The 24,421-nt window shown below is 50.6% G+C and carries 14 protein-coding genes, 3 rRNA genes and 2 pseudogenes; 11 read left to right on the top strand and 8 right to left on the bottom strand.

Annotation, left to right across the window (positions count from 1 at the left end):
- A complete protein-coding gene (locus IB222_RS21125; protein ID WP_079939016.1) occupies window positions 1-255 on the top strand; it encodes a SemiSWEET transporter in 255 nt (84 codons plus the stop codon).
- Between the two features lie 20 nt (window positions 256-275).
- Here the strand turns inward: IB222_RS21125 and IB222_RS21120 are convergent, their stop codons facing one another.
- The 5 genes from IB222_RS21120 to IB222_RS21100 all read right to left on the bottom strand — a co-directional run bounded on the left by IB222_RS21120 (window position 276) and on the right by IB222_RS21100 (window position 7,193).
- The gene (locus IB222_RS21120; RefSeq protein WP_032934135.1) at window positions 276-899 is read right to left on the bottom strand and encodes a DUF2238 domain-containing protein; all 624 of its coding nucleotides are present in this window, start codon (window positions 897-899) and stop codon (window positions 276-278) included.
- A gap of 147 nt (window positions 900-1,046) precedes the next feature.
- The gene (gene fumA, locus IB222_RS21115; RefSeq protein ID WP_057068411.1) at window positions 1,047-2,693 is read right to left on the bottom strand and encodes a class I fumarate hydratase FumA; all 1,647 of its coding nucleotides are present in this window, start codon (window positions 2,691-2,693) and stop codon (window positions 1,047-1,049) included.
- Between the two features lie 96 nt (window positions 2,694-2,789).
- Entirely contained in the window at window positions 2,790-4,130 is a 1,341-nt protein-coding gene (dcuB, locus tag IB222_RS21110) for an anaerobic C4-dicarboxylate transporter DcuB (protein ID WP_003031873.1), read from the bottom strand.
- Between the two features lie 715 nt (window positions 4,131-4,845).
- Window positions 4,846-5,565 (bottom strand): two-component system response regulator DcuR, encoded by a 720-nt coding sequence (dcuR, locus tag IB222_RS21105; RefSeq protein WP_008786975.1) that lies wholly within the window; start codon window positions 5,563-5,565, stop codon window positions 4,846-4,848.
- Complete coding sequence (locus tag IB222_RS21100; protein ID WP_003826772.1) at window positions 5,562-7,193, bottom strand: sensor histidine kinase; 1,632 nt, start codon at window positions 7,191-7,193, stop codon at window positions 5,562-5,564. The genes dcuR and IB222_RS21100 overlap by 4 nt, the downstream gene beginning before the upstream one ends.
- Window positions 7,194-7,793: 600 nt before the next feature.
- Between IB222_RS21100 and IB222_RS21095 the strand changes: the two genes are divergently transcribed.
- The 10 genes and pseudogenes from IB222_RS21095 to appA all read left to right on the top strand — a co-directional run bounded on the left by IB222_RS21095 (window position 7,794) and on the right by appA (window position 20,514).
- Window positions 7,794-9,335, top strand: a 16S ribosomal RNA gene (locus tag IB222_RS21095).
- A gap of 235 nt (window positions 9,336-9,570) precedes the next feature.
- A 23S ribosomal RNA gene (locus tag IB222_RS21090) occupies window positions 9,571-12,478 on the top strand.
- Window positions 12,479-12,575: 97 nt separating this feature from the next.
- Window positions 12,576-12,691 (top strand): 5S ribosomal RNA (rrf, locus tag IB222_RS21085).
- Together the 16S, 23S and 5S rRNA genes form the textbook arrangement of a ribosomal RNA operon.
- A gap of 320 nt (window positions 12,692-13,011) precedes the next feature.
- Window positions 13,012-14,733: a SulP family inorganic anion transporter gene (locus tag IB222_RS21080; RefSeq protein WP_148362550.1), complete on the top strand. Its 1,722-nt coding sequence runs from the start codon at window positions 13,012-13,014 to the stop codon at window positions 14,731-14,733.
- Window positions 14,734-14,926: 193 nt separating this feature from the next.
- A protein-coding gene (locus IB222_RS21075) for an IS3 family transposase (protein ID WP_113772681.1) occupies window positions 14,927-16,074 on the top strand; the annotation gives its coding sequence in 2 pieces (ribosomal slippage) (window positions 14,927-15,164 and window positions 15,164-16,074; 1,149 coding nt in all).
- 18 nt (window positions 16,075-16,092) lie between these two features.
- Window positions 16,093-16,386 (top strand): annotated as a pseudogene (locus tag IB222_RS21070) (inovirus-type Gp2 protein); the annotation flags it as partial.
- A gap of 537 nt (window positions 16,387-16,923) precedes the next feature.
- Window positions 16,924-17,883: pseudogene (locus IB222_RS21065) on the top strand (cytochrome ubiquinol oxidase subunit I); the annotation flags it as partial.
- 11 nt (window positions 17,884-17,894) lie between these two features.
- Window positions 17,895-19,031 carry a cytochrome d ubiquinol oxidase subunit II gene (appB, locus tag IB222_RS21060; RefSeq protein ID WP_000460803.1) on the top strand — a complete coding sequence of 379 codons (1,137 nt, stop codon included), beginning with the start codon at window positions 17,895-17,897 and terminating at the stop codon, window positions 19,029-19,031.
- Window positions 19,032-19,043: 12 nt separating this feature from the next.
- Window positions 19,044-19,136 carry a cytochrome bd-II oxidase subunit CbdX gene (gene cbdX / locus IB222_RS21055; RefSeq protein ID WP_000270305.1) on the top strand — a complete coding sequence of 31 codons (93 nt, stop codon included), beginning with the start codon at window positions 19,044-19,046 and terminating at the stop codon, window positions 19,134-19,136.
- 79 nt (window positions 19,137-19,215) lie between these two features.
- Complete coding sequence (gene appA, locus IB222_RS21050) at window positions 19,216-20,514, top strand: bifunctional acid phosphatase/4-phytase (protein ID WP_016239723.1); 1,299 nt, start codon at window positions 19,216-19,218, stop codon at window positions 20,512-20,514.
- Between the two features lie 119 nt (window positions 20,515-20,633).
- Here appA and etk read toward each other — a convergent pair whose 3' ends face one another.
- From etk to IB222_RS21035, 3 genes are read right to left on the bottom strand one after another with little or no spacing between them, the layout of a single operon-like run.
- Window positions 20,634-22,814, bottom strand: coding sequence for a tyrosine-protein kinase (gene etk, locus IB222_RS21045; protein WP_188238268.1), 2,181 nt, complete (start codon window positions 22,812-22,814; stop codon window positions 20,634-20,636).
- A 19-nt stretch (window positions 22,815-22,833) separates the two neighbouring features.
- Entirely contained in the window at window positions 22,834-23,280 is a 447-nt protein-coding gene (gene etp, locus IB222_RS21040; RefSeq protein ID WP_000057871.1) for a protein-tyrosine-phosphatase Etp, read from the bottom strand.
- Window positions 23,268-24,407, bottom strand: coding sequence for a polysaccharide export protein (locus IB222_RS21035; RefSeq protein ID WP_001325515.1), 1,140 nt, complete (start codon window positions 24,405-24,407; stop codon window positions 23,268-23,270). The genes etp and IB222_RS21035 overlap by 13 nt, the downstream gene beginning before the upstream one ends.
- Window positions 24,408-24,421 lie beyond the last annotated feature (14 nt).

The following is a 24,421-nucleotide window of genomic DNA, read 5'->3' as shown; positions in this document are numbered from 1 at the left end:
ATGGAATGGCATTCGTGGATTGGGTATATGGCGGCTAGCCTGACGACGCTTTCTTTCTTACCGCAAGCCATTAAGGTTATTACCACCCGCAACACGCAAGGCATCTCCGGTTTGATGTATGTGATGTTTGTGTGCGGGCTGGTTTTGTGGCTGATTTACGGATTATTGATTGAAGATACTGCCGTCAGCATGGCGAACTTTCTGACACTGTTGTTCGCCTTGCCGATTCTGGTTATCAAGTATCGCAGTAGGTAGCGTAGATTGCCGGAAAAGCGTTAGCGCTCTCCGGCCGTTTTCAACTGCCGATTGTGCCAGCCCGCCAGTGCGAGGACCGTTGTTAATGCGCCGAGCAGGGCGCAGAACATGTCCGACTGGGTATCCCACGGGTCACCCTGCGTGCCAAGGAAATCATCCGCACCTTGTCCCATTGCCAGCGCCGCCCACCATTCGATCAGTTCATACATTGCGCTAATCGCCAGCGCTACGCAGCAGACCAGAAATGACAGCATCTTACGACCACGGACAATATTGCCGCGCACTAAAATCTCTCTTGCCGTCAGGGCTGGTACCAGCCCCTGGAAGAAATGGCCCAGCTTGTCATAGGGGTTACGGCTGAGATCCAGCCATTCCTGAACCTGAAAACCAATGGGAACTTTGGCGTAGGTATACATCCCGCCTACCATCAGAATGATGGCGTGCAAGAAAATCAACGTATAAAGCAGCGGCGTCAATGGGTACTGCTTCATGGTTGCCAGCAACAGCGGGACGACAATAATGACCGGTGTGACTTCCATCAGCCAGGTGATTTTCTCCGAGGCAGAGATACCGGTGTAGATAAGAATCAGCGCCAGGATCAATGCGCCGGTGCGCAAGATTGTGGGGTTCAGAGTGCGGAGCATTGCGAATTCACACGTAATGGAAAAGGTCACTATTCCCTGTGAACGGCAAAAATTCAATACCAGTAAATGGGGGGATAAAGTTGGCCCGGGGGGATCGCTGGACTGACGCCAAAAATTTAGTGCCAGTCCAGTGCCGGGCCGAATGGGTTACTTCGCGCAGTTAGCGCATTGTTTGCTGACGATTTGCTGGAAGAAATCGTTGCCTTTGTCATCGACCAGGATGAAAGCCGGGAAATCTTCTACTTCGATTTTCCAGATAGCTTCCATTCCCAGCTCCGGGTATTCCACGCATTCCAGATGCTTAATGCTCTGCTGCGCCAGTACCGCTGCCGGTCCACCGATGCTGCCCAAGTAGAAGCCGCCGTGTTTGTGGCAGGCGTCAGTCACCTGCTGGCTACGGTTACCTTTTGCCAGCATGATCATGCTGCCGCCGTGAGACTGCAACAGGTCAACGTAGGAGTCCATACGACCCGCGGTGGTTGGACCTAAAGAACCGGACGGGTAGCCTGCAGGCGTTTTGGCCGGACCCGCGTAGTAGATCGGATGATCTTTCACGTACTGCGGCAGACCTTCGCCGGACTCAATACGTTCTTTTAACTTCGCGTGGGCAATGTCACGACCAACAATGATAGTACCGCTCAGTGACAGACGAGTAGAAACCGGGTACTGAGAGAGCTGGGCGAGGATCTCTTTCATTGGGCGGTTAAGGTCAACTTTAACCACTTCGCCTTCGCCCGCCTGGCGCAGAGATTCTGGAATGTACTGACCTGGGTTATGTTCCAGTTTTTCAATCCAGATCCCTTCGCGGTTGATCTTGGCCTTGATGTTACGGTCTGCGGAGCAAGAAACGCCCATACCAACCGGGCAGGACGCGCCGTGGCGAGGCAGGCGGATCACGCGGATATCGTGTGCGAAGTATTTTCCGCCAAACTGAGCGCCAAGGCCGAGTTTTTGCGCTTCTTCCAGTAGTTCCTGTTCCAGTTGCAGATCGCGGAACGCCTGGCCGTGAGCATTGCCTTCAGTCGGCAGCGCGTCATAGTAGTGTGTGCTGGCCAGCTTCACCGTTTTAAGGGTGCTTTCCGCTGACGTGCCGCCAATGACGAATGCGATGTGGTACGGCGGGCAAGCTGCGGTACCCAGCGTACGCATTTTCTCAACCAGGAAGTTTTTCAGTTTGCCGGGAGTCAGCAGCGCTTTGGTTTCCTGATACAGATAGGTTTTGTTGGCTGAGCCGCCGCCTTTGGCCACGCACAGGAATTTGTATTCGTCACCGTCCACGCTGTACAGATCGATCTGTGCGGGCAGGTTGGTGCCGGTATTCACTTCTTTGTACATATCCAGCGCCGCGTTTTGCGAGTAGCGCAGGTTATCTTCGATATAGGTATTAAATACGCCTTTGGAGAGCGCCGCTTCATCGCCGCCGCCGGTCCAAACACGCTGACCTTTTTTACCCATGATGATTGCCGTACCGGTGTCCTGGCAGGTTGGCAACACGCCTTTGGCGGCGATTTCGGAGTTTCTCAGGAACTGCAGTGCCACGTACTTATCGTTTTCGCTGGCTTCGGGATCATGGAGAATTGAGGCGACTTGCTGTTGGTGTTCTGGGCGGAGCATGAAGGAGGCATCGTGGAAGGCTTGCTGGGCCAGTAGCGTAAGTGCTTCAGGGGCTACTTTCAGGATTGTTTCGCCTTCAAACTCGCCGACGCTGACGTGTTCGGATGTCAGCAGGTAGTACTCAGTTTTGTCTTCCCCCAGTGGGAAAGCCGCCTGGTAAGTGAATTCAACTTTTGACATTTGCTTCCAGCCTTTTCATTTTTCTCAGGAATTTTAAAATTCTCTGTGTCTTCATGGTGGCGTGCCGTACCAACGTGGACGGCACGCGAACTGTGATTACAGGAAACCGTACATTGCGGCGAAGATCCAACCAAAGACACAGGATACGCTTACGCCGATCAAGCCAGGCAGAATGAAGCTGTGGTTGATAACGAAGCGGCCGATGTGGGTGGTGCCGGAACGGTCAAACTGGATAGCAGCCAGATCGCTCGGGTAGGTCGGTAGAATGTAGTAACCGTAACATGCCGGAGCAGAAGCCACGATGTACGCGGGATCAACTCCGATTGCCAGCGCGACCGGAACAATCGCTGCCAGCGCCGCTGCCTGGGAGTTTACAAATTTGGATACCAGCAGCAGAACAATTGCATAGGCCCACGGATACTCTTTCACCATATTGCCCAGCACACCTTCGATTTCTGTCATGTGCGCGCCGAACATTGTTTCGGCCATCCAGGCAATACCGTACACCGCCACAATCGCGATCATACCGGAACGGAAGACTTCGTTTTTAGATATTGAAGCGGGATTGGTCTTCGTCAGGATAATAATCAGCGCACCGGTCAGCAGCATGAACATCTGGATAACCAGCACCATTGACAGCGGTTTGCCGCTAAAGGTAGGACGCAGCTCAGAGAACGCGCCAAGCACGGCAACAACGGCGATAGCGGCCAGGAAGATCCACATGGCCAGCCAGTTGCTTTTCGGCAGCTTTTTGTCTAACAGCGTGGCGGTATCGCCATACACATAGTTGTGGTTTTCAGGTACGGAAATGAACTTCTGGAACTCTTCATCTTTATCCAGATCCTTACCACGGAACCAGCTGAAGATACCGATCGCCAGGATACCCAACAGGGTAGACGGGATGGTGATGCTGAGCAGGTCGAGGAATTCGAGATGCTTGCCTTCAAACGTTACGTTACCCAGCATTGCCACCAGTGACACAACGGCTACAGAAACCGGGCTGGCGATAATCCCCATCTGCGCGCCGATAGAACTCGCCGCCATCGGACGTTCCGGGCGAATATTGTTCTTAATGGCAACGTCATAAATGATTGGCAGGATGGTGTATACCACGTGCCCTGTACCGCAGAGAATCGTCAGGGTGCAGGTAACGAAAGGTGCGACGATGGAAACGTATTTTGGGTTACGGCGCAGCAGCTTTTCAGCGATTTGCAGCATAACGTCAAGGCCGCCGGAGGCTTGCAAGGTTGCCGATGCGGCCACCACGGCAATAATAACCAGCATTACATCTACAGGTGGTTTACCCGGCTGGAGATGGAAAACGAAAACCAGAATGACCAGGCCGATACCGCCTAATAAACCCAGTGCGATACCGCCCTTTCTGGCACCATAAAACAAACATATTAATATTATGAGAAGTTGTATACTAAATAACATTTTATTTACCCTCGCGAAAAACCCAGTCAATTTTTGAAAAATGGATCTGTGCCACATTCTTTTTTGCCAGAATAAGCATCAAAAAATGGTCAGTATTCGATATATCCGTATTTGCGATTAATGTTCAAATGTCTTGCTAGAATGTTTTTTTAAAGTTATGGCGATATTTGGTTTTTTCTGTGGCTTTGATCAGAGGAGAGAATCCTCAGGCGATGGGAAGCAGAGCTGAACATGGAAAGCTGCGGTTGACGCTGTAATTTATCTGTTTTGCGTTTTCCGCTATTACGTGAACCACCGACAGAATGGGTGAGTAGATTATTTATGTGATCACGGTCACGCCATCTCATAATGTGATGAGGTCGGCGTGCGGATACTTTTATTTGCTCACAAAAATGTACGGTGTCCATGGTACGTAGCATGGTCTCCATTGCTACCAGTCTAGATTTTGTATGTCTGGTTAATTTCAGACTAATCCTTTATGGGTAAAAATACACACTCTGCGAGTTAGATAATACTTAATTAACTTTTGTTAGCGATTTTGAAATTAAAAACAGTGTGATGTTTGTCAATATTTAAATAATGCATTTAACATGTCGGATACAAATATATTTGATCTAACGCAAATTTATAATTTTACAGTTCCAGCTGGTGAAATTGGGATTTTTCATTATTTTAATAATTGTTACTTTCAAATAACAAATAATCCCAAGTGTATTTATTGGCAATATTGTTTAAGCAATGAGTAGTGTTCAGCCTGCACGCGATAACGATAAACAGGTCTGCCGGTCACGCCATAATGGATGCTGGTAAATAAGATGTGACAATTGACGAGCCAGATAAGGTATTTACGGCAAGAGACGCGCGAGATATTGACCTCGTTGGCCAGCTCATCTGTGGAGAACTCTTGATCCTGGTGCTCATCAATCCACTGACACAGCGTGCGTAACGTTTGTGGCGTTAACCCTTTGGGTAAGCGCCGTGCTTCCTGTTCATTGGAAGAGCTGCCGTGAATCAGCTGGTCAAGCTCAGACTGTTCATAATACTGATGCTTGTCCATTTCATTTTTCTTGTGCAGCCAGCCGGTGAGCGCCTCTTCAAACCGGGAAGCCTGGAAAGGTTTGATCAGGTAGTCAACAACACCGTAGTGAAGTGAATCTTTGATGGTGGTGGCATCAGCGGCGGAAGAGATGACGATGACATCACACTTGCAACCTTCGCTGTGCAGAACCGGTAGCAGGTCCAGACCGTTTTCTTTTTGCATATAAATATCTAGCAAAATCAGATCAATATGATGACCGCTATGAAAGATTATCTCTTTTGCTTTCTCCAGCGTGGAGGCTGTGCCGCAGCAGTGAAAACCGGAGAGTTGCGCGACATAACGGCGGTTTAATTCCGCTACCATTGCATCGTCATCGACAATTAAGACATTGATCATCTGCTGGCCCTCTCACCATTCCACGGTAACTGTACAAAAAATTGGGTGAAGATCCCAGGTTCAGACTCGACGGATATATTGCCGCCAACGTTTTCAACCTGTTGTTTAACAAGCGCTAAACCAACGCCCCGTTCGGTTCCTTTTGACGAAACGCCCTTCTCAAAGATATGCTCAATGTTTTCGGGGGCAATCCCCGGACCATCGTCATTCACTTCGCAATGCAACCAGCCGTGTCGATAATGCAAGGATACGCTGATCTCACCACCAGGTTCTTGACCTAGCGCTTCCAGGGCGTTTTCAATCAGATTCCCCAGAACGGTAATCAGCACCGCCACCTGATCTTCGTTGCTATTTTCCGGTAACTGGCTTTCATTGCTAATGACCAGACTATGGCCTAAATCAGATGTGCGATTAATCTTACTGAGTAAAAATCCTGCGATCACCGGTGATTTTATTTTTCCTAACAGCGAGCCAATTTCTTCCTGATAATTGTTTGCTGTCTTCAGGATGTAATTTTCAAGCTGCTTATAACTTTTCAGATGCAATAATCCCAGAATCACGTGCAATTTATTCATGAATTCGTGGGATCGTTCACGAAGTGCGTCGGCATAGTTGACCATACCATCCAGACGTTGCATTAGTTTTCGGACTTCAGTCTTATCTCTGAAGGTTGAAATGGCACCGATGATTTTACCGTTGCTGAGTACCGGGACCGTGTTAATTAAGAGTAGCCGATCCTTCACCATGATCTCTTCATCGCGGCGCGGCGTTCCGTCATGTAGTACCTGTGAAAAATCGACCACCTGTGACCACGCATGGCTGAGTGTGGAGAGCTGGGCATCATCTTGTGATTTGTGATAATCCAGCAGCTCCTGCGCCGCTTGGTTAATCAGCGTCACCTCACCGCATTCGTCAACGGCAATGACACCTTCCTTTATAGAGTGCAGCATCGCCTGGCGTTGTTCGAACAGATTGGAGATTTCATAAGGCTCCAGACCAAACAGAATGCGCTTGAGAACTTTGACAAATACCCATGTACCGAGCAGTCCAACCAGCACGCCAAATAAGATGGACCAGATGATGCTGCCGCGGCTGTTATTGATCTGCTCAGTCACCCGGCTTAGCTCAAGGCCGATCGACACGACGCCAATCTGCCGGTGATGTTCGTCATAGATAGGAGTAAATACACGTAGAGCTTTAGCCAGGAATCCGCGATTAATGGCGACATTCTCTTTACCCTGCAGGGCCAGCAATATGTCATCGCCTTTAAATGGCTGACCGATTCTCTGCGCTTCGGGATGGGAGTAACGAATGCTTTGCATATCAGTGACGACGATGAACAAAAAGTCGTTGCTCTTATTCACCGCCTGGGCAATCGCCTGAATGCCGCTTTCCTCGGGCTTTTTCATTAGTCCCTGGCGGATCTCCGGAGAGTTGGCTAGCGTTCGCGCGACCGCAAGCGCTTTACTCGCTAATGCATCGCGCGTCATGTTGCTGATCTGCGAGAAATAAATCAGATGAACGACAAGCAGCACGGAGAAGAGTACTGCACTAACCATGAGGATCACGGTGGTGCCAAGCTTCATCGGGCGTTTGCGTATAGCTGTACGTTGCAGGGAGTATCTCATCACAGTCCTGAAATCACGGTTTGTGCGGGTATTATTGCCTGATGGGGTCCGTAATTCAAAGGTGGTAGGGATTATGGCGCTTCAGTTGTCGGTCCTTCTTCTTTATATAGCGTAGAGTGAATTTCTTTCTATATAGAGATTTTCATACCGGTTCTCTCCCTTTTCAGGGGCGCTGACAGATAATTTCCTTATGATTGTGGATAACTCTGTGTGTAAATGGGTATAAGGCGGGGTTTTGCTGTGGAATGCAGCAGTCAGTCATTTTTCTGTCATTTAAGGGTTGCGGGCCACAGGAAACTCCCTATAATGCGCCTCCATCGACACGGCGGATGTGAATCACTTCACACAAACAACCGGTTCGGTTGAAGAGAAAAACCTGAAAATGAGGGTTGACTCTGAAAGAGGAAAGCGTAATATACGCCACCTCGCGACAGAGCGCTAAAGCGCGTCGCAACTGCTCTTTAACAATTTATCAGACAATCTGTGTGGGCACTCGAAGATACGGATTCTTAACGTCGCAAGACGAAAAATGAATACCAAGTCTCAACGAGTGAACACGTAATTCATTACGAAGTTTAATTCATTGAGCATCAAACTTTTAAATTGAAGAGTTTGATCATGGCTCAGATTGAACGCTGGCGGCAGGCCTAACACATGCAAGTCGAACGGTAGCACAGAGGAGCTTGCTCCTTGGGTGACGAGTGGCGGACGGGTGAGTAATGTCTGGGAAACTGCCCGATGGAGGGGGATAACTACTGGAAACGGTAGCTAATACCGCATAACGTCGCAAGACCAAAGAGGGGGACCTTCGGGCCTCTTGCCATCGGATGTGCCCAGATGGGATTAGCTAGTAGGTGGGGTAACGGCTCACCTAGGCGACGATCCCTAGCTGGTCTGAGAGGATGACCAGCCACACTGGAACTGAGACACGGTCCAGACTCCTACGGGAGGCAGCAGTGGGGAATATTGCACAATGGGCGCAAGCCTGATGCAGCCATGCCGCGTGTATGAAGAAGGCCTTCGGGTTGTAAAGTACTTTCAGCGAGGAGGAAGGTGTTGTGGTTAATAACCGCAGCAATTGACGTTACTCGCAGAAGAAGCACCGGCTAACTCCGTGCCAGCAGCCGCGGTAATACGGAGGGTGCAAGCGTTAATCGGAATTACTGGGCGTAAAGCGCACGCAGGCGGTCTGTCAAGTCGGATGTGAAATCCCCGGGCTCAACCTGGGAACTGCATCCGAAACTGGCAGGCTAGAGTCTTGTAGAGGGGGGTAGAATTCCAGGTGTAGCGGTGAAATGCGTAGAGATCTGGAGGAATACCGGTGGCGAAGGCGGCCCCCTGGACAAAGACTGACGCTCAGGTGCGAAAGCGTGGGGAGCAAACAGGATTAGATACCCTGGTAGTCCACGCCGTAAACGATGTCGACTTGGAGGTTGTGCCCTTGAGGCGTGGCTTCCGGAGCTAACGCGTTAAGTCGACCGCCTGGGGAGTACGGCCGCAAGGTTAAAACTCAAATGAATTGACGGGGGCCCGCACAAGCGGTGGAGCATGTGGTTTAATTCGATGCAACGCGAAGAACCTTACCTACTCTTGACATCCAGAGAACTTAGCAGAGATGCTTTGGTGCCTTCGGGAACTCTGAGACAGGTGCTGCATGGCTGTCGTCAGCTCGTGTTGTGAAATGTTGGGTTAAGTCCCGCAACGAGCGCAACCCTTATCCTTTGTTGCCAGCGGTTCGGCCGGGAACTCAAAGGAGACTGCCAGTGATAAACTGGAGGAAGGTGGGGATGACGTCAAGTCATCATGGCCCTTACGAGTAGGGCTACACACGTGCTACAATGGCATATACAAAGAGAAGCGACCTCGCGAGAGCAAGCGGACCTCATAAAGTATGTCGTAGTCCGGATTGGAGTCTGCAACTCGACTCCATGAAGTCGGAATCGCTAGTAATCGTGGATCAGAATGCCACGGTGAATACGTTCCCGGGCCTTGTACACACCGCCCGTCACACCATGGGAGTGGGTTGCAAAAGAAGTAGGTAGCTTAACCTTCGGGAGGGCGCTTACCACTTTGTGATTCATGACTGGGGTGAAGTCGTAACAAGGTAACCGTAGGGGAACCTGCGGTTGGATCACCTCCTTACCTTAAAGAAACGTTCTTTGTAGTGCTCACACAGATTGTCTGATGAATGATGAACTTCTGAATGTACTTTCGAGTGCATTAAGAAGTTTTGCTCTTTAAAAATCTGGATCAAGCTGAAAATTGAAACGACACACTGTTTCATTTCTCCGTAATAAGAAATGAAAAGCGGTGTGTTCGAGTCTCTCAAATTTTTGCAAACCGATGATGAATCGAAAGAAACATCTTCGGGTTGTGAGGTTAAGCGACTAAGCGTACACGGTGGATGCCCTGGCAGTCAGAGGCGATGAAGGACGTGCTAATCTGCGATAAGCGTCGGTAAGGTGATATGAACCGTTATAACCGGCGATTTCCGAATGGGGAAACCCAGTGTGATTCGTCACACTATCATTACGTGAATACATAGCGTAATGAAGCGAACCGGGGGAACTGAAACATCTAAGTACCCCGAGGAAAAGAAATCAACCGAGATTCCCCCAGTAGCGGCGAGCGAACGGGGAGCAGCCCAGAGTCTGAATCAGCATGTGTGTTAGTGGAAGCGTCTGGAAAGTCGCACGATACAGGGTGAAAGTCCCGTACACAAAAGTGCATGTGTTGTGAACTCGAAGAGTAGGGCGGGACACGTGGTATCCTGTCTGAATATGGGGGGACCATCCTCCAAGGCTAAATACTCCTGACTGACCGATAGTGAACCAGTACCGTGAGGGAAAGGCGAAAAGAACCCCGGCGAGGGGAGTGAAAAAGAACCTGAAACCGTGTACGTACAAGCAGTGGGAGCACCCTTTGGGGTGTGACTGCGTACCTTTTGTATAATGGGTCAGCGACTTATATTCTGTAGCAAGGTTAACCGAATAGGGGAGCCGAAGGGAAACCGAGTCTTAACTGGGCGTTAAGTTGCAGGGTATAGACCCGAAACCCGGTGATCTAGCCATGGGCAGGTTGAAGGTTGGGTAACACTAACTGGAGGACCGAACCGACTAATGTTGAAAAATTAGCGGATGACTTGTGGCTGGGGGTGAAAGGCCAATCAAACCGGGAGATAGCTGGTTCTCCCCGAAAGCTATTTAGGTAGCGCCTCGTGAATTCATCTTCGGGGGTAGAGCACTGTTTCGGCTAGGGGGTCATCCCGACTTACCAACCCGATGCAAACTGCGAATACCGAAGAATGTTATCACGGGAGACACACGGCGGGTGCTAACGTCCGTCGTGAAGAGGGAAACAACCCAGACCGCCAGCTAAGGTCCCAAAGTCATGGTTAAGTGGGAAACGATGTGGGAAGGCACAGACAGCCAGGATGTTGGCTTAGAAGCAGCCATCATTTAAAGAAAGCGTAATAGCTCACTGGTCGAGTCGGCCTGCGCGGAAGATGTAACGGGGCTAAACCATGCACCGAAGCTGCGGCAGCGACACTATGTGTTGTTGGGTAGGGGAGCGTTCTGTAAGCCGTTGAAGGTGTACTGTGAGGTATGCTGGAGGTATCAGAAGTGCGAATGCTGACATAAGTAACGATAATGCGGGTGAAAAACCCGCACGCCGGAAGACCAAGGGTTCCTGTCCAACGTTAATCGGGGCAGGGTGAGTCGACCCCTAAGGCGAGGCCGAAAGGCGTAGTCGATGGGAAACAGGTTAATATTCCTGTACTTGGTGTTACTGCGAAGGGGGGACGGAGAAGGCTATGTTAGCCGGGCGACGGTTGTCCCGGTTTAAGCATGTAGGCGGGAAGTTTAGGTAAATCCGGACTTCTTTTAACGCTGAGGTGTGATGACGAGGCACTACGGTGCTGAAGTAACAAATGCCCTGCTTCCAGGAAAAGCCTCTAAGCATCAGGTAACACGAAATCGTACCCCAAACCGACACAGGTGGTCAGGTAGAGAATACCAAGGCGCTTGAGAGAACTCGGGTGAAGGAACTAGGCAAAATGGTGCCGTAACTTCGGGAGAAGGCACGCTGATATGTAGGTGAAGTGGTTTACCCATGGAGCTGAAATCAGTCGAAGATACCAGCTGGCTGCAACTGTTTATTAAAAACACAGCACTGTGCAAACACGAAAGTGGACGTATACGGTGTGACGCCTGCCCGGTGCCGGAAGGTTAATTGATGGGGTTATCCGTAAGGAGAAGCTCTTGATCGAAGCCCCGGTAAACGGCGGCCGTAACTATAACGGTCCTAAGGTAGCGAAATTCCTTGTCGGGTAAGTTCCGACCTGCACGAATGGCGTAATGATGGCCAGGCTGTCTCCACCCGAGACTCAGTGAAATTGAACTCGCTGTGAAGATGCAGTGTACCCGCGGCAAGACGGAAAGACCCCGTGAACCTTTACTATAGCTTGACACTGAACACTGGTCCTTGATGTGTAGGATAGGTGGGAGGCTTTGAAGTGTGGACGCCAGTCTGCATGGAGCCATCCTTGAAATACCACCCTTTAATGGCTGGTGTTCTAACGTAGACCCGTGATCCGGGTTGCGGACAGTGTCTGGTGGGTAGTTTGACTGGGGCGGTCTCCTCCTAAAGAGTAACGGAGGAGCACGAAGGTTAGCTAATCCTGGTCGGACATCAGGAGGTTAGTGCAAAGGCATAAGCTAGCTTGACTGCGAGAGTGACGGCTCGAGCAGGTGCGAAAGCAGGTCTTAGTGATCCGGTGGTTCTGAATGGAAGGGCCATCGCTCAACGGATAAAAGGTACTCCGGGGATAACAGGCTGATACCGCCCAAGAGTTCATATCGACGGCGGTGTTTGGCACCTCGATGTCGGCTCATCACATCCTGGGGCTGAAGTAGGTCCCAAGGGTATGGCTGTTCGCCATTTAAAGTGGTACGCGAGCTGGGTTTAGAACGTCGTGAGACAGTTCGGTCCCTATCTGCCGTGGGCGCTGGAGAATTGAGGGGGGCTGCTCCTAGTACGAGAGGACCGGAGTGGACGCATCACTGGTGTTCGGGTTGTCATGCCAATGGCATTGCCCGGTAGCTAAATGCGGAAGAGATAAGTGCTGAAAGCATCTAAGCACGAAACTTGCCCCGAGATGAGTTCTCCCTGACTCCTTGAGAGTCCTGAAGGAACGTTAAAGACGATGACGTTGATAGGTCGGGTGTGTAAGTGTAGCGATACATTGAGCTAACCGATACTAATGAACCGTGAGGCTTAACCTTACAACGCCGAAGGTGTTTTGGCGAAAGACAGAGACAATATTCAGCCTGATTACAGATAACATCGACATGCTAAAAGTGTGTTGATAAACAGAATTTGCCTGGCGGCTGTAGCGCGGTGGTCCCACCTGACCCCATGCCGAACTCAGAAGTGAAACGCCGTAGCGCCGATGGTAGTGTGGGGTCTCCCCATGCGAGAGTAGGGAACTGCCAGGCATCAATTAAAGTGAAGAAGCCCATCCTGCCGGATGGGCTTTTTTGCGTCTGTGCGGGATGAAAACCGCCTTATCCGGCCTACAGGGGCCGGGCTGAATGTATTTTGTAGGTCTGATAAGCGCAGCGCATCAGGCACATCACAACACCGCACCATCGGGTACAAAGCAATATCCAAAACTTCCATAACACAAGCCTTCCTGCGGCATATGCGGTAAACCCCCCAATCTGAATTTTCTGTATTACCTCCCGAAAATATCAGGATCGCCTGCGACAGTTACGTGTACCTTTATCTATTAGTAAGGGTCTATCCGGAGAATAAAGTGTTCGGAAAAATGGTATTAAACTACATGCCGGGGCTAAAAAATTTATTAGCGTACGATAAAAGCTGGCTAAAACATGATGTTAAAGCCGGGTTATCCGTTGCTGCCGTAGCACTACCGGTTGCGATTGCTTACGCTGAGTTAGCGGGAGTCGGGGCTATCGTCGGGTTATATTCCTGCGTTTTGCCAATGCTAGCTTATGCGCTGTTTGGTTCTTCCCGCCAATTGATTGTTGGTCCTGATGCCACGACCTGCGCGGTAATTGCAGCCGTTGTAGTTCCTCTTTCTGCCGGAAACCCAGAACTTCACTGGCAGTTAACAATTGTCATGACTGTGATGATGGGGGGATGGTGCCTGCTTGCCAGTAAATTTCGCCTGGGGGCGCTTGCTGACCTGCTTTCTCATCCCATTCTAACGGGTCTGCTTAACGGCGTTGCCGTGACGATTATTGTCGGGCAACTCGGTAAGGTATTGGGGATTACGCTTGATGAAGAGCAAGTGATTGAGAAGATCATTGCCCTGCCTGGTCGACTCTCAGAAATTCATTTATTAACCTTAGGGATCGCCATCCTAACGTTAGCGATTTTAATAGCTATCAAGACGTTTCGTAGCCAATGGCCAGCACCGTTGATTGCTATTGTGATAACAACGGCGCTGGTATGGATTACATCTGCGCAGCAGTATGGGATTGCCACTATTGGGGGATCGGGCTTTCAGTCTGGTTTGCCCGTCGTTCACTGGGGATCGTTTCAGCCTGGTCTGGCGCGTGATTTATTGATCCCTGCGCTGAACCTGGCGTTAGTCAGTTTTGTTAGCCTGATGCTCACCGCTCGCAGTTTTGCCGCGAAAAACGGATACGAAATAAATGCTGATGCTGAGTTCAGGGCTTTGGGGGTCGCGAATCTAATGTCTGGCTTATCTCAGGGGTTTGCGATTAGCGGAGCCGATTCCCGGACTGCGGTAAATGATTCCTCTGGAGGGAAAAGCCAGCTTGTTTCCGTTGTTGCTGCCTTAATCATCGGAATCGTCGTGGTATTTTTCACGCAGCCATTACAATTTATTCCGGTATCTGCATTAGGCATTGTTCTAATTTATGCATCGTGGTCATTAATTGATTTACGCGGACTCTGGAACCTGAGGCGAAGAAATAAACCCGCATTTCGCCTGGCGTTTTTCACCTTTGGCTGTGTTCTGATTATTGGTGTTATTCAGGGAATTGGCCTTGCGGTATTGCTAGGTCTGTTGCAGTTCCTGCGCACAGTTTTCCGTCCTACTGAACACTTATTGGGAATTGACGAAAATGGGATGATTCACTCATTAGGTAATTCAACTGATGTGAAAATGATCCCTGGCGTGTTGATGTACCGATTTAACTCACCGCTGACCTATTTTAATGTGGCCTATTTTAAGCGCCGTGTTTTGAATTTAGTCGATGGTGCTGCGCTACAACCGAAATGGGTGGTCATTGACGCCGTTTCTTGCTTTACCTATTCAGATATCAGCGTCCTGGCAACCATTAATGAGTTAAAACGGGACCTGAAGGGGCGGCAGATTAAGTTAATTCTTGCGGGCCGGAAAACGGAGTTAACACGCTGGTTTAAGGAGAGTCGACCGACAATGAAAGACGACGACATGATTCTGGCACCAGACCTTTATTTGGCGCTCCGGTTCATTCAAAGCAAAGAAAGCATGAGTGAGGATGAATCTGGCGTTGTTGAATAAAGCAGATTTAGGTAAATGATCAGGCTGGATGGAAGGTGCCTGTGGCGATGAACATGCCCAGGCACCCATTTGCTAAAGGGCGATCAGCATCCGCGCGGGGACGGTGAGATCCCCGGCAGAGCATTGATACTGAATCGCCACGGGTTTAACAGACACCTCAGAGTCATTTAAGATGGCTTAAAGAGAGGTGCCCATGAGCGGTAAGCGTTATCCCGAAGAGTTTAAAACTGAAGCAGTCAAACAGGTTGTTGATCGCGGTTATTCTGTTGCCAGCGTGGCAACACGTCTCGATATCACCACCCACAGCCTTTACGCCTGGATAAAGAAGTACGGTCCGGATTCTTCCACTAATAAAGAACAGTCAGATGCTCAGGCCGAGATCCGTCGTCTCCAGAAAGAGCTGAAGCGGGTTACCGACGAACGGGACATATTAAAAAAAGCCGCGGCGTACTTCGCAAAGCTGTCCGACTGAGGTACGCCTTTATCCGTGACAACACCTGTTGCTGGCCTGTTCGCCTGCTCTGTCGGGTGCTGGATGTTCATCCCAGTGGTTTTTACGCCTGGCTTCAGCAGCCGCATTCTCAACGCCATCAGGCAGACCTGAGACTGACAGGACAGATTAAACAGTTCTGGCTGGAATCGGGATGCGTCTATGGTTATCGCAAAATCCATCTGGATCTGCGGGACAGCGGGCAACAGTGCGGAGTGAACAGAGTCTGGCGACTGATGAAACGTGTCGGGATAAAGGCTCAGGTCGGATACCGGAGCCCGCGGGCACGTAAAGGCGAGGCCAGTATCGTGTCGCCCAACAGGCTCCAGCGACAGTTCAATCCGGATGCTCCTGATGAGCGTTGGGTAACAGACATAACCTACATCAGGACCCACGAAGGCTGGCTGTATCTTGCTGTGGTTGTTGATCTGTTCTCACGCAAAATTATCGGCTGGTCCATGCAATCCCGGATGACAAAGGACATTGTCCTGAACGCACTGCTGATGGCTGTATGGCGGCGTAATCCCCAAAAACAGGTGCTGGTTCATTCGGATCAGGGCAGTCAGTACACAAGCCATGAGTGGCAGTCTTTCCTGAAATCACACGGCCTGGAGGGCAGCATGAGCCGTCGCGGTAACTGCCATGATAATGCGGTTGCAGAAAGCTTTTTCCAGTTGTTGAAACGCGAACGGATAAAGAAAAAGATCTACGGAACGCGGGAAGAAGCCCGCAGTGATATTTTTGATTACATCGAAATGTTTTATAACAGTAAGCGTCGGCATGGTTCTAGCGATCAGATGTCACCGACAGAATATGAAAACCAGTATTATCAACGGCTCGGAAGTGTCTAGATTATCTGTGGCGATTCAGTACTTTTCGTGAACAAAGACACATTCAATGGACTTGGGAGCTATGGAGAAGGGGGAACGGGATTAGCCAGCCTGATACGTGAAGCCTGGCTGAGCGCTTTGCAACTAGGCCCTTACCCCGAATACCGAACGTTGGTCCACATCCCAGATAATCCCCTGTATTATCTGGATGCCAACGCCACAGACTATCGTGCGGTTTACGATAAGCTCACTTTCCGTCTGAGCTACTTTGCGAAGGAGCGCACCAAGTCATACAGCCGAGATGAACGCTCGTTTGGCTGCAGTCAGTCCTGAGGCAAAACAAACTAAGTCTATAAAGATTTTTTCAGCCTGGCTCTAATCGACTGAATCTCAGCATACTCCGCTTTTGAAGCCTTGACACGTCAGTTGTTCTTTCACCTCTGAGTGGCTACTCGCGACTGCCTGCAGGAGACTGATTATGTTATTGACCGCAAAATCCATTAACTGACTTTTCGACTTAATCTCCTTAAGTTATGTGAGAAATTTGCCGATATGAAAACATGATCCTCCAGTCGCTACTGACAGGGCATGTCAGTAGCGACTGGTAATCTCAAGGAAAAATTACAAGGAGAACGCGCATGAGCGGGCATGAGGTAATGGTACAAAGAATAACCGCTATTATTGCAGAACTTTACCAGTACGGTTTTGTATCACGTAAGAAGATGATGGACGAATTCAACATCAGTGAGCGTACTTTGTATCGTGATCTTAATCGTCTGGGCGACAGAATCGTCCCCGATGGTGATGGTATTTACAGGCTGGCTCCCGCTTACGCTAAACCTCAGGCTCTAAAAGAACAACAAAATCTCGGCCATGTTTATTATGGCGATCAGCGCCTGGTATTTACTGCGCGGACGGGAGCGCGATGTCGCATTACGCTCGTTTGCCATCGGTTCCGTCTTCGGTACTCTGGCGATTATTGGCACGCTGCAACTCGGAGACAGTTCTGCGTATGAAGTCGCGCAAGTACAACCGGTAAAACTGGCGGCGATGGAAGGGGAGTGGCAAACGGAACCTGCACCTGCACCGTTCCATGTGGTTGCCTGGCCGGAACAGGATCAAGAGCGTAACGCCTTTGCCATCAAAATTCCCGCGCTGCTAGGGATCCTCGCCACTCACTCATTAGATAAACCCGTGCCGGGTCTGAAGAATTTGATGGCTGAAACCTACCCACGCTTGCAACGCGGACGTATGGTCTGGCTGTTAATGCAGGAAATATCGCAAGGCAATCGTGAGCCGCATGTGTTGCAGGCATTCCGGGAACTGGAAGGTGACCTGGGCTACGGCATGTTGCTCTCCCGCTATGCGCCGGATATGAATCATGTCACAGCCGCACAGTACCAGGCGGCGATGCGTGGTGCAATACCTCAGGTTGCGCCGGTATTCTGGAGTTTCCGCATCATGGTGGGCTGTGGTTCCCTGCTGCTACTGGTGATGCTGATTGCGCTTGTCCAGACGCTGCGTGGCAAAATCGACCAGCATCGCTGGGTGCTGAAAATGGCGCTCTGGAGTTTGCCGTTGCCGTGGATTGCGATTGAAGCCGGGTGGTTTATGACCGAGTTTGGTCGTCAGCCGTGGGCGATACAGGACATCTTACCGACATACTCCGCGCACTCCGCCTTAACCACAGGACAACTGGCTTTCTCACTGATCATGATCGTAGGGCTTTACACCCTGTTCTTAATCGCCGAAGTCTACCTGATGCAGAAATATGCCCGTCTGGGGCCGAGCGCGATGCAGAGTGAACAACCGACGCAGCAACAGGGGTAAAGGAGAAAATCATGTTTGATTATGAAACATTGCGCTTCATCTGGTGGCTGCTGATTGGCGTGATCCTGGTGGTCTTTATGATCTCCGACGGATTTGACATGGGGATCGGCTGTTTGCTGCCGCTGGTGGCGCGTAATGATGATGAACGCCGGATAGTGATTAATAGCGTTGGTGCGCACTGGGAAGGCAATCAGGTCTGGTTGATCCTCGCAGGTGGGGCATTATTTGCCGCCTGGCCCAGAGTGTATGCAGCGGCGTTTTCCGGCTTTTATGTGGCGATGATCCTGGTGCTGTGCTCGCTGTTCTTCCGCCCGCTGGCCTTTGATTATCGCGGAAAAATCGCCGATGCACGCTGGCGTAAAATGTGGGATGCCGGTCTGGTCATCGGCAGTTTGGTGCCGCCGGTAGTCTTCGGTATCGCCTTCGGCAACTTGTTGCTCGGCGTGCCGTTTGCCTTCACACCGCAATTACGCGTGGAGTATCTCGGCAGCTTCTGGCAACTGCTGACGCCATTCCCTTTATTGTGCGGATTGCTCAGCCTTGGGATGGTGATTTTGCAAGGTGGCGTCTGGTTACAACTGAAAACTGTTGGTGTGATTCATCTGCGTTCACAGCTGGCGACTAAACGCGCTGCACTGTTGGTGATGCTGTGCTTTTTGCTGGCGGGTTACTGGCTGTGGGTCGGTATTGATGGCTTTGTACTGCTCGCCCAGGATGCTAACGGTCCTTCCAATCCGTTAATGAAACTGGTGGCAGTGCTACCTGGTGCCTGGATGAATAATTTTGTCGAGTCGCCCGTTTTGTGGATCTTCCCGCTACTGGGGTTCTTCTGCCCATTGCTGACGGTGATGGCGATTTATCGTGGTCGCCCGGGTTGGGGATTTTTGATGGCATCATTGATGCAATTTGGCGTGATTTTCACGGCAGGCATCACGCTGTTCCCCTTTGTCATGCCGTCAAGCGTGAGTCCAATCTCCAGCCTGACGTTGTGGGACAGCACTTCCAGTCAGCTGACGCTGAGTATTATGTTGGTAATCGTGCTGATATTTTTGCCCATTGTGTTGCTCTACACTCTCTGGAGCTACTACAAAATGTGGGGGCGCATGACGACAGAAACTCTCCGCCGTAACGAAAACGAGCTGTACTAAGGAGCAGGAACAATGTGGTATTTACTTTGGTTCGTCGGCATTTTGTTGATGTGTTCGCTCTCCACCCTTGTGTTGGTATGGCTGGACCCGCGATTGAAAAGTTAACGAACGTAAGTCTGATGCGGCGCATTAGCGTCGTATCAGGCAATCAATAATGTCGGATATGAAAAGCGGAAACATATCGATGAAAGCGATCTTGATCCCATTTTTATCTCTTCTGATTCCGTTAACCCCGCAATCTGCATTCGCTCAGAGTGAGCCGGAGCTGAAGCTGGAAAGTGTGGTGATTGTCAGTCGTCATGGTGTGCGTGCCCCAACCAAGGCCACGCAACTGATGCAGGATGTCACCCCAGACGCATGGCCAACCTGGCCGGTAAAACTGGGTTGGCTGACACCGCGCGGTGGTGAGCTAATCGCTTATCTCGGACATTACCAACGCCAGCGTCTGGTAGCCGACGGATTGCTGACGAAAAAGGGCTGCCCGCAGCCTGGTCAGGTCGCGATTATTGCTGATGTCGACGAGCGTACCCGTAAAACAGGCGAAGCCTTCGCCGCCGGGCTGGCACCTGACTGTGCAATAACCGTACATACCCAGGCAGATACGTCCAGTCCCGATCCGTTATTTAATCCTCTAAAAACTGGCGTTTGCCAACTGGATAACGCGAACGTGACTGACGCGATCCTCAGCAGGGCAGGAGGGTCAATTGCTGACTTTACCGGGCATCGGCAAACGGCGTTTCGCGAACTGGAACGGGTGCTTAATTTTCCGCAATCAAACTTGTGCCTTAACCGTGAGAAACAGGACGAAAGCTGTTCATTAACGCAGGCATTACCATCGGAACTCAAGGTGAGCGCCGACAATGTCTCATTAACCGGTGCGGTAAGCCTCGCATCAATGCTGACGGAGATATTTCTCCTGCAACAGGCACAGGGAATGCCGGAGCCGGGGTGGGGAAGGATCACTGATTCACACCAGTGGAACACGTTGCTAAGTTTGCATAACGCGCAATTTTATTTACTACAACGCACGCCGGAGGTTGCCCGCAGCCGCGCCACCCCGTTGTTGGATTTGATCATGACAGCGTTGACGCCCCATCCACCGCAAAAACAGGCGTATGGTGTGATATTACCCACTTCAGTGCTGTTTATCGCCGGACACGATACTAATCTGGCAAATCTCGGCGGCGCACTGGAGCTCAACTGGACGCTTCCAGGTCAGCCGGATAACACGCCGCCAGGTGGTGAACTGGTGTTTGAACGCTGGCGTCGGCTAAGCGATAACAGCCAGTGGATTCAGGTTTCGCTGGTCTTCCAGACTTTACAGCAGATGCGTGATAAAACGCCGCTGTCATTAAATACGCCGCCCGGAGAGGTGAAACTGACCCTGGCAGGATGTGAAGAGCGAAATGCGCAGGGCATGTGTTCGTTGGCCGGTTTTACGCAAATCGTGAATGAAGCACGCATACCGGCGTGCAGTTTGTAATGCATAAAAAAGAGCATTCAGCTACCTGAATGCTCTGAGGCTGATGACAAACGAAGAACTGTCTAATGCGTAGACCGGAAAAGGCGTTCACGCCGCATCCGGTCACTTTACCTTCAGTTTTACTCTTTCTCGGAGTAACTATAACCGTAATAGTTATAGCCGTAACTGTAAGCGGTGCTGGCGCGTTTAATCACACCATTGAGGATAGCGCCTTTAATATTGACGCCTGCCTGTTCCAGACGCTGCATTGACAAGCTCACCTCTTTGGCGGTGTTCAGGCCAAAACGCGCAACCAGCAGGCTGGTGCCGACAGAGCGCCCCACGACCGCAGCATCGCTCACCGCCAGCATCGGCGGCGTATCGACAATCACCAGATCGTAATGGTCGTTCGCCCATTCCAGTAATTGACGCATCCGATCGCGCATCAGCAGTTCAGACGGGTTAGGTGGCATCTGACCGCGAGTAATCACATCAAAGTCTCCTTTGCCAAAATGCTGGATCACTTTGTTGAGCTCATCTTTACCTGCCAGATATTCCGACAAGCCATGTGCATTACTCACGGTAAACAGGTTATGCGAATAACCATGGCGTAAGTCGGCATCAATAAATAACACTTTTTGATCGGACTGGGCGATCACCGCTGCCAGAGTTGAACTGACAAATGTTTTACCACTGTCTGGCGTCGCACCGGTGATCATCAGAATGTTATTCTCAGTCTCCATCATAGCGAAATGCAGACTGGTTCGTAGCGCACGTACGGCTTCCACAGCAGAATCCGCCGGGTTATCCACCGCCAGGAAGGGGATATTTTTAGTACGATGGCGCTGCTGATTAGAAAATAAATTTTTCTTACGCAGACGGGTACGTTTATCCAGCCACTCGGACATCGGGATGGTGGCATAAACGCTGATGCCGTGCTCTTCCAGTTGTTCCGGGGCTTCTACACCACGACGCAACATCGCACGCGCCAGCACGGCACCCACCGAAATAAACAGGCCAAGAATAAAACCAAGCACCACATTCAACGCTTTTTTCGGTTTCACTGGCTGCGGCTGAGTGACTGCCGGGTCGATAATCCGCACGTTACCAATGGCACTGGATTTCGAAATACTCAACTCCTGCTGGCGGTTAAGTAATTGCAGATATACCGCACGGCCCGCTTCTACGTCACGACTTAAACGCAACACTTCCTGTTGGGTGGAAGGCATAGCCGATACCCGCTTATTCAGGCGTTTGCGTTCTTGCTCTAGCGTCTGGCGTTTTTCCAGCAGCGCACGATAAGTTGGGTGATCTTTCTTATACAGCTGGGAGATCTCTGCCTCGCGGAAGGTCAGCTCATTGAGTTGATTATCAACGTTCACAATCTGCTCAAGAACGGCTTTGGCTTCCAGGTTAAGGTCAACCGAATCGCGCTGCTGGCGATAAACGTTGAGTTTTTCTTCCGCCTGGTCCAGCTCGCTGCGCACTTCTGGCAACTGGCGCTGTAAGAATTCAAGGCTTTGTGAATCCTGCGCCGCCTGGCGAGCGATATTCTGTTGCAAATAGTTGTTAGCGATGCTGTTCAGAATACGAGTAATCAACTGGGGATCATCACCAGTCATGGTAAGTTCCAGCATCCCGCTTTCTTTACTGCGTTCGCTAACGGTAAAGGTTTCCTGCAACGCGTTAATCGCTTCCAGTTCGGTACGCTGGCTCAGGACAAACTGTGTTCCTGGTTTGGCCTTAATGTCCGCGATAGTCAGCGCAACGCCATCTTTTTCCAGACGCTGGCCGACCATACCATTGACGGTGAACTCTTCACCTTCCAGCGTATAGTGGCCATTTTCCCCAACCGTGAGTGTCAGTTGCTGATCCTGACCATTCAGTTGTGGAATATGCATCCAGCTGATCGCCAGCTCACCTGGTTTTTCTTTGGTTAATCTCGCCCAGCCGCGACCCACAATCGGAAAATACTTCTGCTCAACCATGTCGCGCAGATTCAGTTCAGCAATGGTTTTACCGAGAATCATGCGCGATTGCAGCAGTTGGATCTCCGGTGCAGACTCGGGCGATGAGTTAGGGATCATATCGCTCAGGCCGCTGAGAATGGCGTTGCCCTGTTTCTGCTCAACCTGGACCAGAGTATCTGCCTGATAAATTGGCGTGCTTAACAGCGAGTAAGCGACAGCGATCAGTGTGAATAACGCGGTCACGCTGATAATAAACTTACGGTGATCCCATAACTCGCCGACCAGACGAAGCAGATCGATCTCATTTTCCTGAGTGCTGCCTGGTGGCGTATTCATATTTTTAGTTGTCATCGTATTTTATAAACTCAAATTACCGGCTGAGGCGCTTCGCCCATTCCTGACTGGCGCGCTCCAACATACCGTAGACATGTTCAAATGCGTCCTGACTTTTACGATAGGGATCCGGGATCTCTTTCTGTTCCAGCCATTGCCCAAACAGCATTGTCTTCCCGCGGACCTCGGGAGCGATTGCGGTAACCTGAGCAATATGTTCCGACTCCATTGCCAGAATCAGATCGTAATTTCGTGCCATCTCAGCAGTGAGCTTACGTCCGGCATGTCCTTCAAGAGATACGCCATGATTAGCGGCAACATCTGCTGCTGTCGCATCTGCAGGGTGTTTTACCAGACCATGAACACCTGCCGATTTGACTTTTACGCCTGGCAGACGTTTACGCAGCAAGCGCTCGCCAATGGGCGAACGGCAAATGTTGCCGGTACAAACCACCAGGATTGAGTTAAATTTTAGTTGGGCCATGTTTGAATCCACCGTGAAGTCTCTGTCAGGTCATGCACCCCGGAAATCGTCGGTACCAGCAGGGAAATCACACGGTTCCAACGAGCCAGCGGCGCGGTAGTGACATAAACAATGTCGTAAGGTTCAAGCTGGAATTCCGTTCCGAGTATCATTGCCGATGCGTCCTTCGCATTCAGCTGATAAATATTGGCGATTTTGCCATTCTGCTTGTTTTGCGTTGCACGAATAACAAAAATCCCCGTCGCATCAGCGACATCCTGATTCATACCCTCAGCGTTACCCAGCGCTTCCGCCAGGGTCATACCGCTGCGGTCCATTTTCAGCGTGCTCTGTTTACCCACTTCACCCATCACGAAGACTTTCAGATCATCGTTGCGCGGAATAAATAAAATATCGCCCGGGTGCAGCAGTTTGTTCTGGCGCAAGTCGCCACGCTGCATCAGCGCATAGAGGTTCACTTTGGTCTTTACGCCATTCTGGGTGAGCACCACATTGCGCCAGTCTGCATCTGCGGTCAGACCGCCCGCGGCGTTAATCGCATCCATGATGGTCAGAGGAATATTGGTAATCGGCTGCTGACCCGATTTGCTGACTTCGCCGGTGACGTACGCTTTTTGCGAGCGGAACGCCGCGACGCTGACATCGACTTGCGGGCTTTCAATGACTGAATCGAGATGCGCTGTAATCTCGTTGCGTACCTGGGTAAGTGTTTTCCCGGCCACTTTCAGGCGACCAATATAGGGGTAGAAAATCGCACCATCGGCGTTAACCCAGTTGCCGGTATCACTGGCGCTACGGTATTGCCCTGCGGGGGTGGTTAGTTCCGGGTGATCCCAGACCGTAACCATCAACACATCACCAATGCCGATACGATATTCATAGTTCGCGATTTGCTGCTCCAGCTCCGGGTTAGCCTGCGACATAATCGGTTTGGCGCGCAACTGATCAATCAATCCTGGCGTGACGGGATAGATATTGACCATTTTGTCCAGGTCATACTGATTGTCAGGTAGTTCAATGACATCCTTGTTACTGGTCGATAAATTCTGACCAGGAACAAGGGTACATGCTGTCAAAGACAGAACAGCCAATGTCAGTACCGAAAACTTAAAAATGTTCTTTTTCATTGGTTTATATTTAT

Source organism: Citrobacter sp. C13, from assembly GCF_014596815.2.
GTDB lineage: Bacteria > Pseudomonadota > Gammaproteobacteria > Enterobacterales > Enterobacteriaceae > Citrobacter > Citrobacter portucalensis.
This window is presented reverse-complemented; position numbering and strand designations above follow the sequence as displayed.

What these genes read in the sequence shown, in the direction of transcription:
- cbdX (WP_000270305.1), top strand. Translation starts at nt 19,044, where the DNA reads ATGTGGTATTTACTTTGGTTCGTCGGCATTTTGTTGATGTGTTCGCTC.
- IB222_RS21100 (WP_003826772.1), bottom strand. Translation starts at nt 7,193, where the DNA reads ATGAGATACTCCCTGCAACGTACAGCTATACGCAAACGCCCGATGAAG.
- IB222_RS21120 (WP_032934135.1), bottom strand. Translation starts at nt 899, where the DNA reads ATGCTCCGCACTCTGAACCCCACAATCTTGCGCACCGGCGCATTGATC.
- dcuB (WP_003031873.1), bottom strand. Translation starts at nt 4,130, where the DNA reads ATGTTATTTAGTATACAACTTCTCATAATATTAATATGTTTGTTTTAT.
- appB (WP_000460803.1), top strand. Translation starts at nt 17,895, where the DNA reads ATGTTTGATTATGAAACATTGCGCTTCATCTGGTGGCTGCTGATTGGC.
- dcuR (WP_008786975.1), bottom strand. Translation starts at nt 5,565, where the DNA reads ATGATCAATGTCTTAATTGTCGATGACGATGCAATGGTAGCGGAATTA.
- IB222_RS21035 (WP_001325515.1), bottom strand. Translation starts at nt 24,407, where the DNA reads ATGAAAAAGAACATTTTTAAGTTTTCGGTACTGACATTGGCTGTTCTG.
- etp (WP_000057871.1), bottom strand. Translation starts at nt 23,280, where the DNA reads ATGGCCCAACTAAAATTTAACTCAATCCTGGTGGTTTGTACCGGCAAC.
- etk (WP_188238268.1), bottom strand. Translation starts at nt 22,814, where the DNA reads ATGACAACTAAAAATATGAATACGCCACCAGGCAGCACTCAGGAAAAT.
- fumA (WP_057068411.1), bottom strand. Translation starts at nt 2,693, where the DNA reads ATGTCAAAAGTTGAATTCACTTACCAGGCGGCTTTCCCACTGGGGGAA.
- appA (WP_016239723.1), top strand. Translation starts at nt 19,216, where the DNA reads ATGAAAGCGATCTTGATCCCATTTTTATCTCTTCTGATTCCGTTAACC.
- IB222_RS21125 (WP_079939016.1), top strand. Translation starts at nt 1, where the DNA reads ATGGAATGGCATTCGTGGATTGGGTATATGGCGGCTAGCCTGACGACG.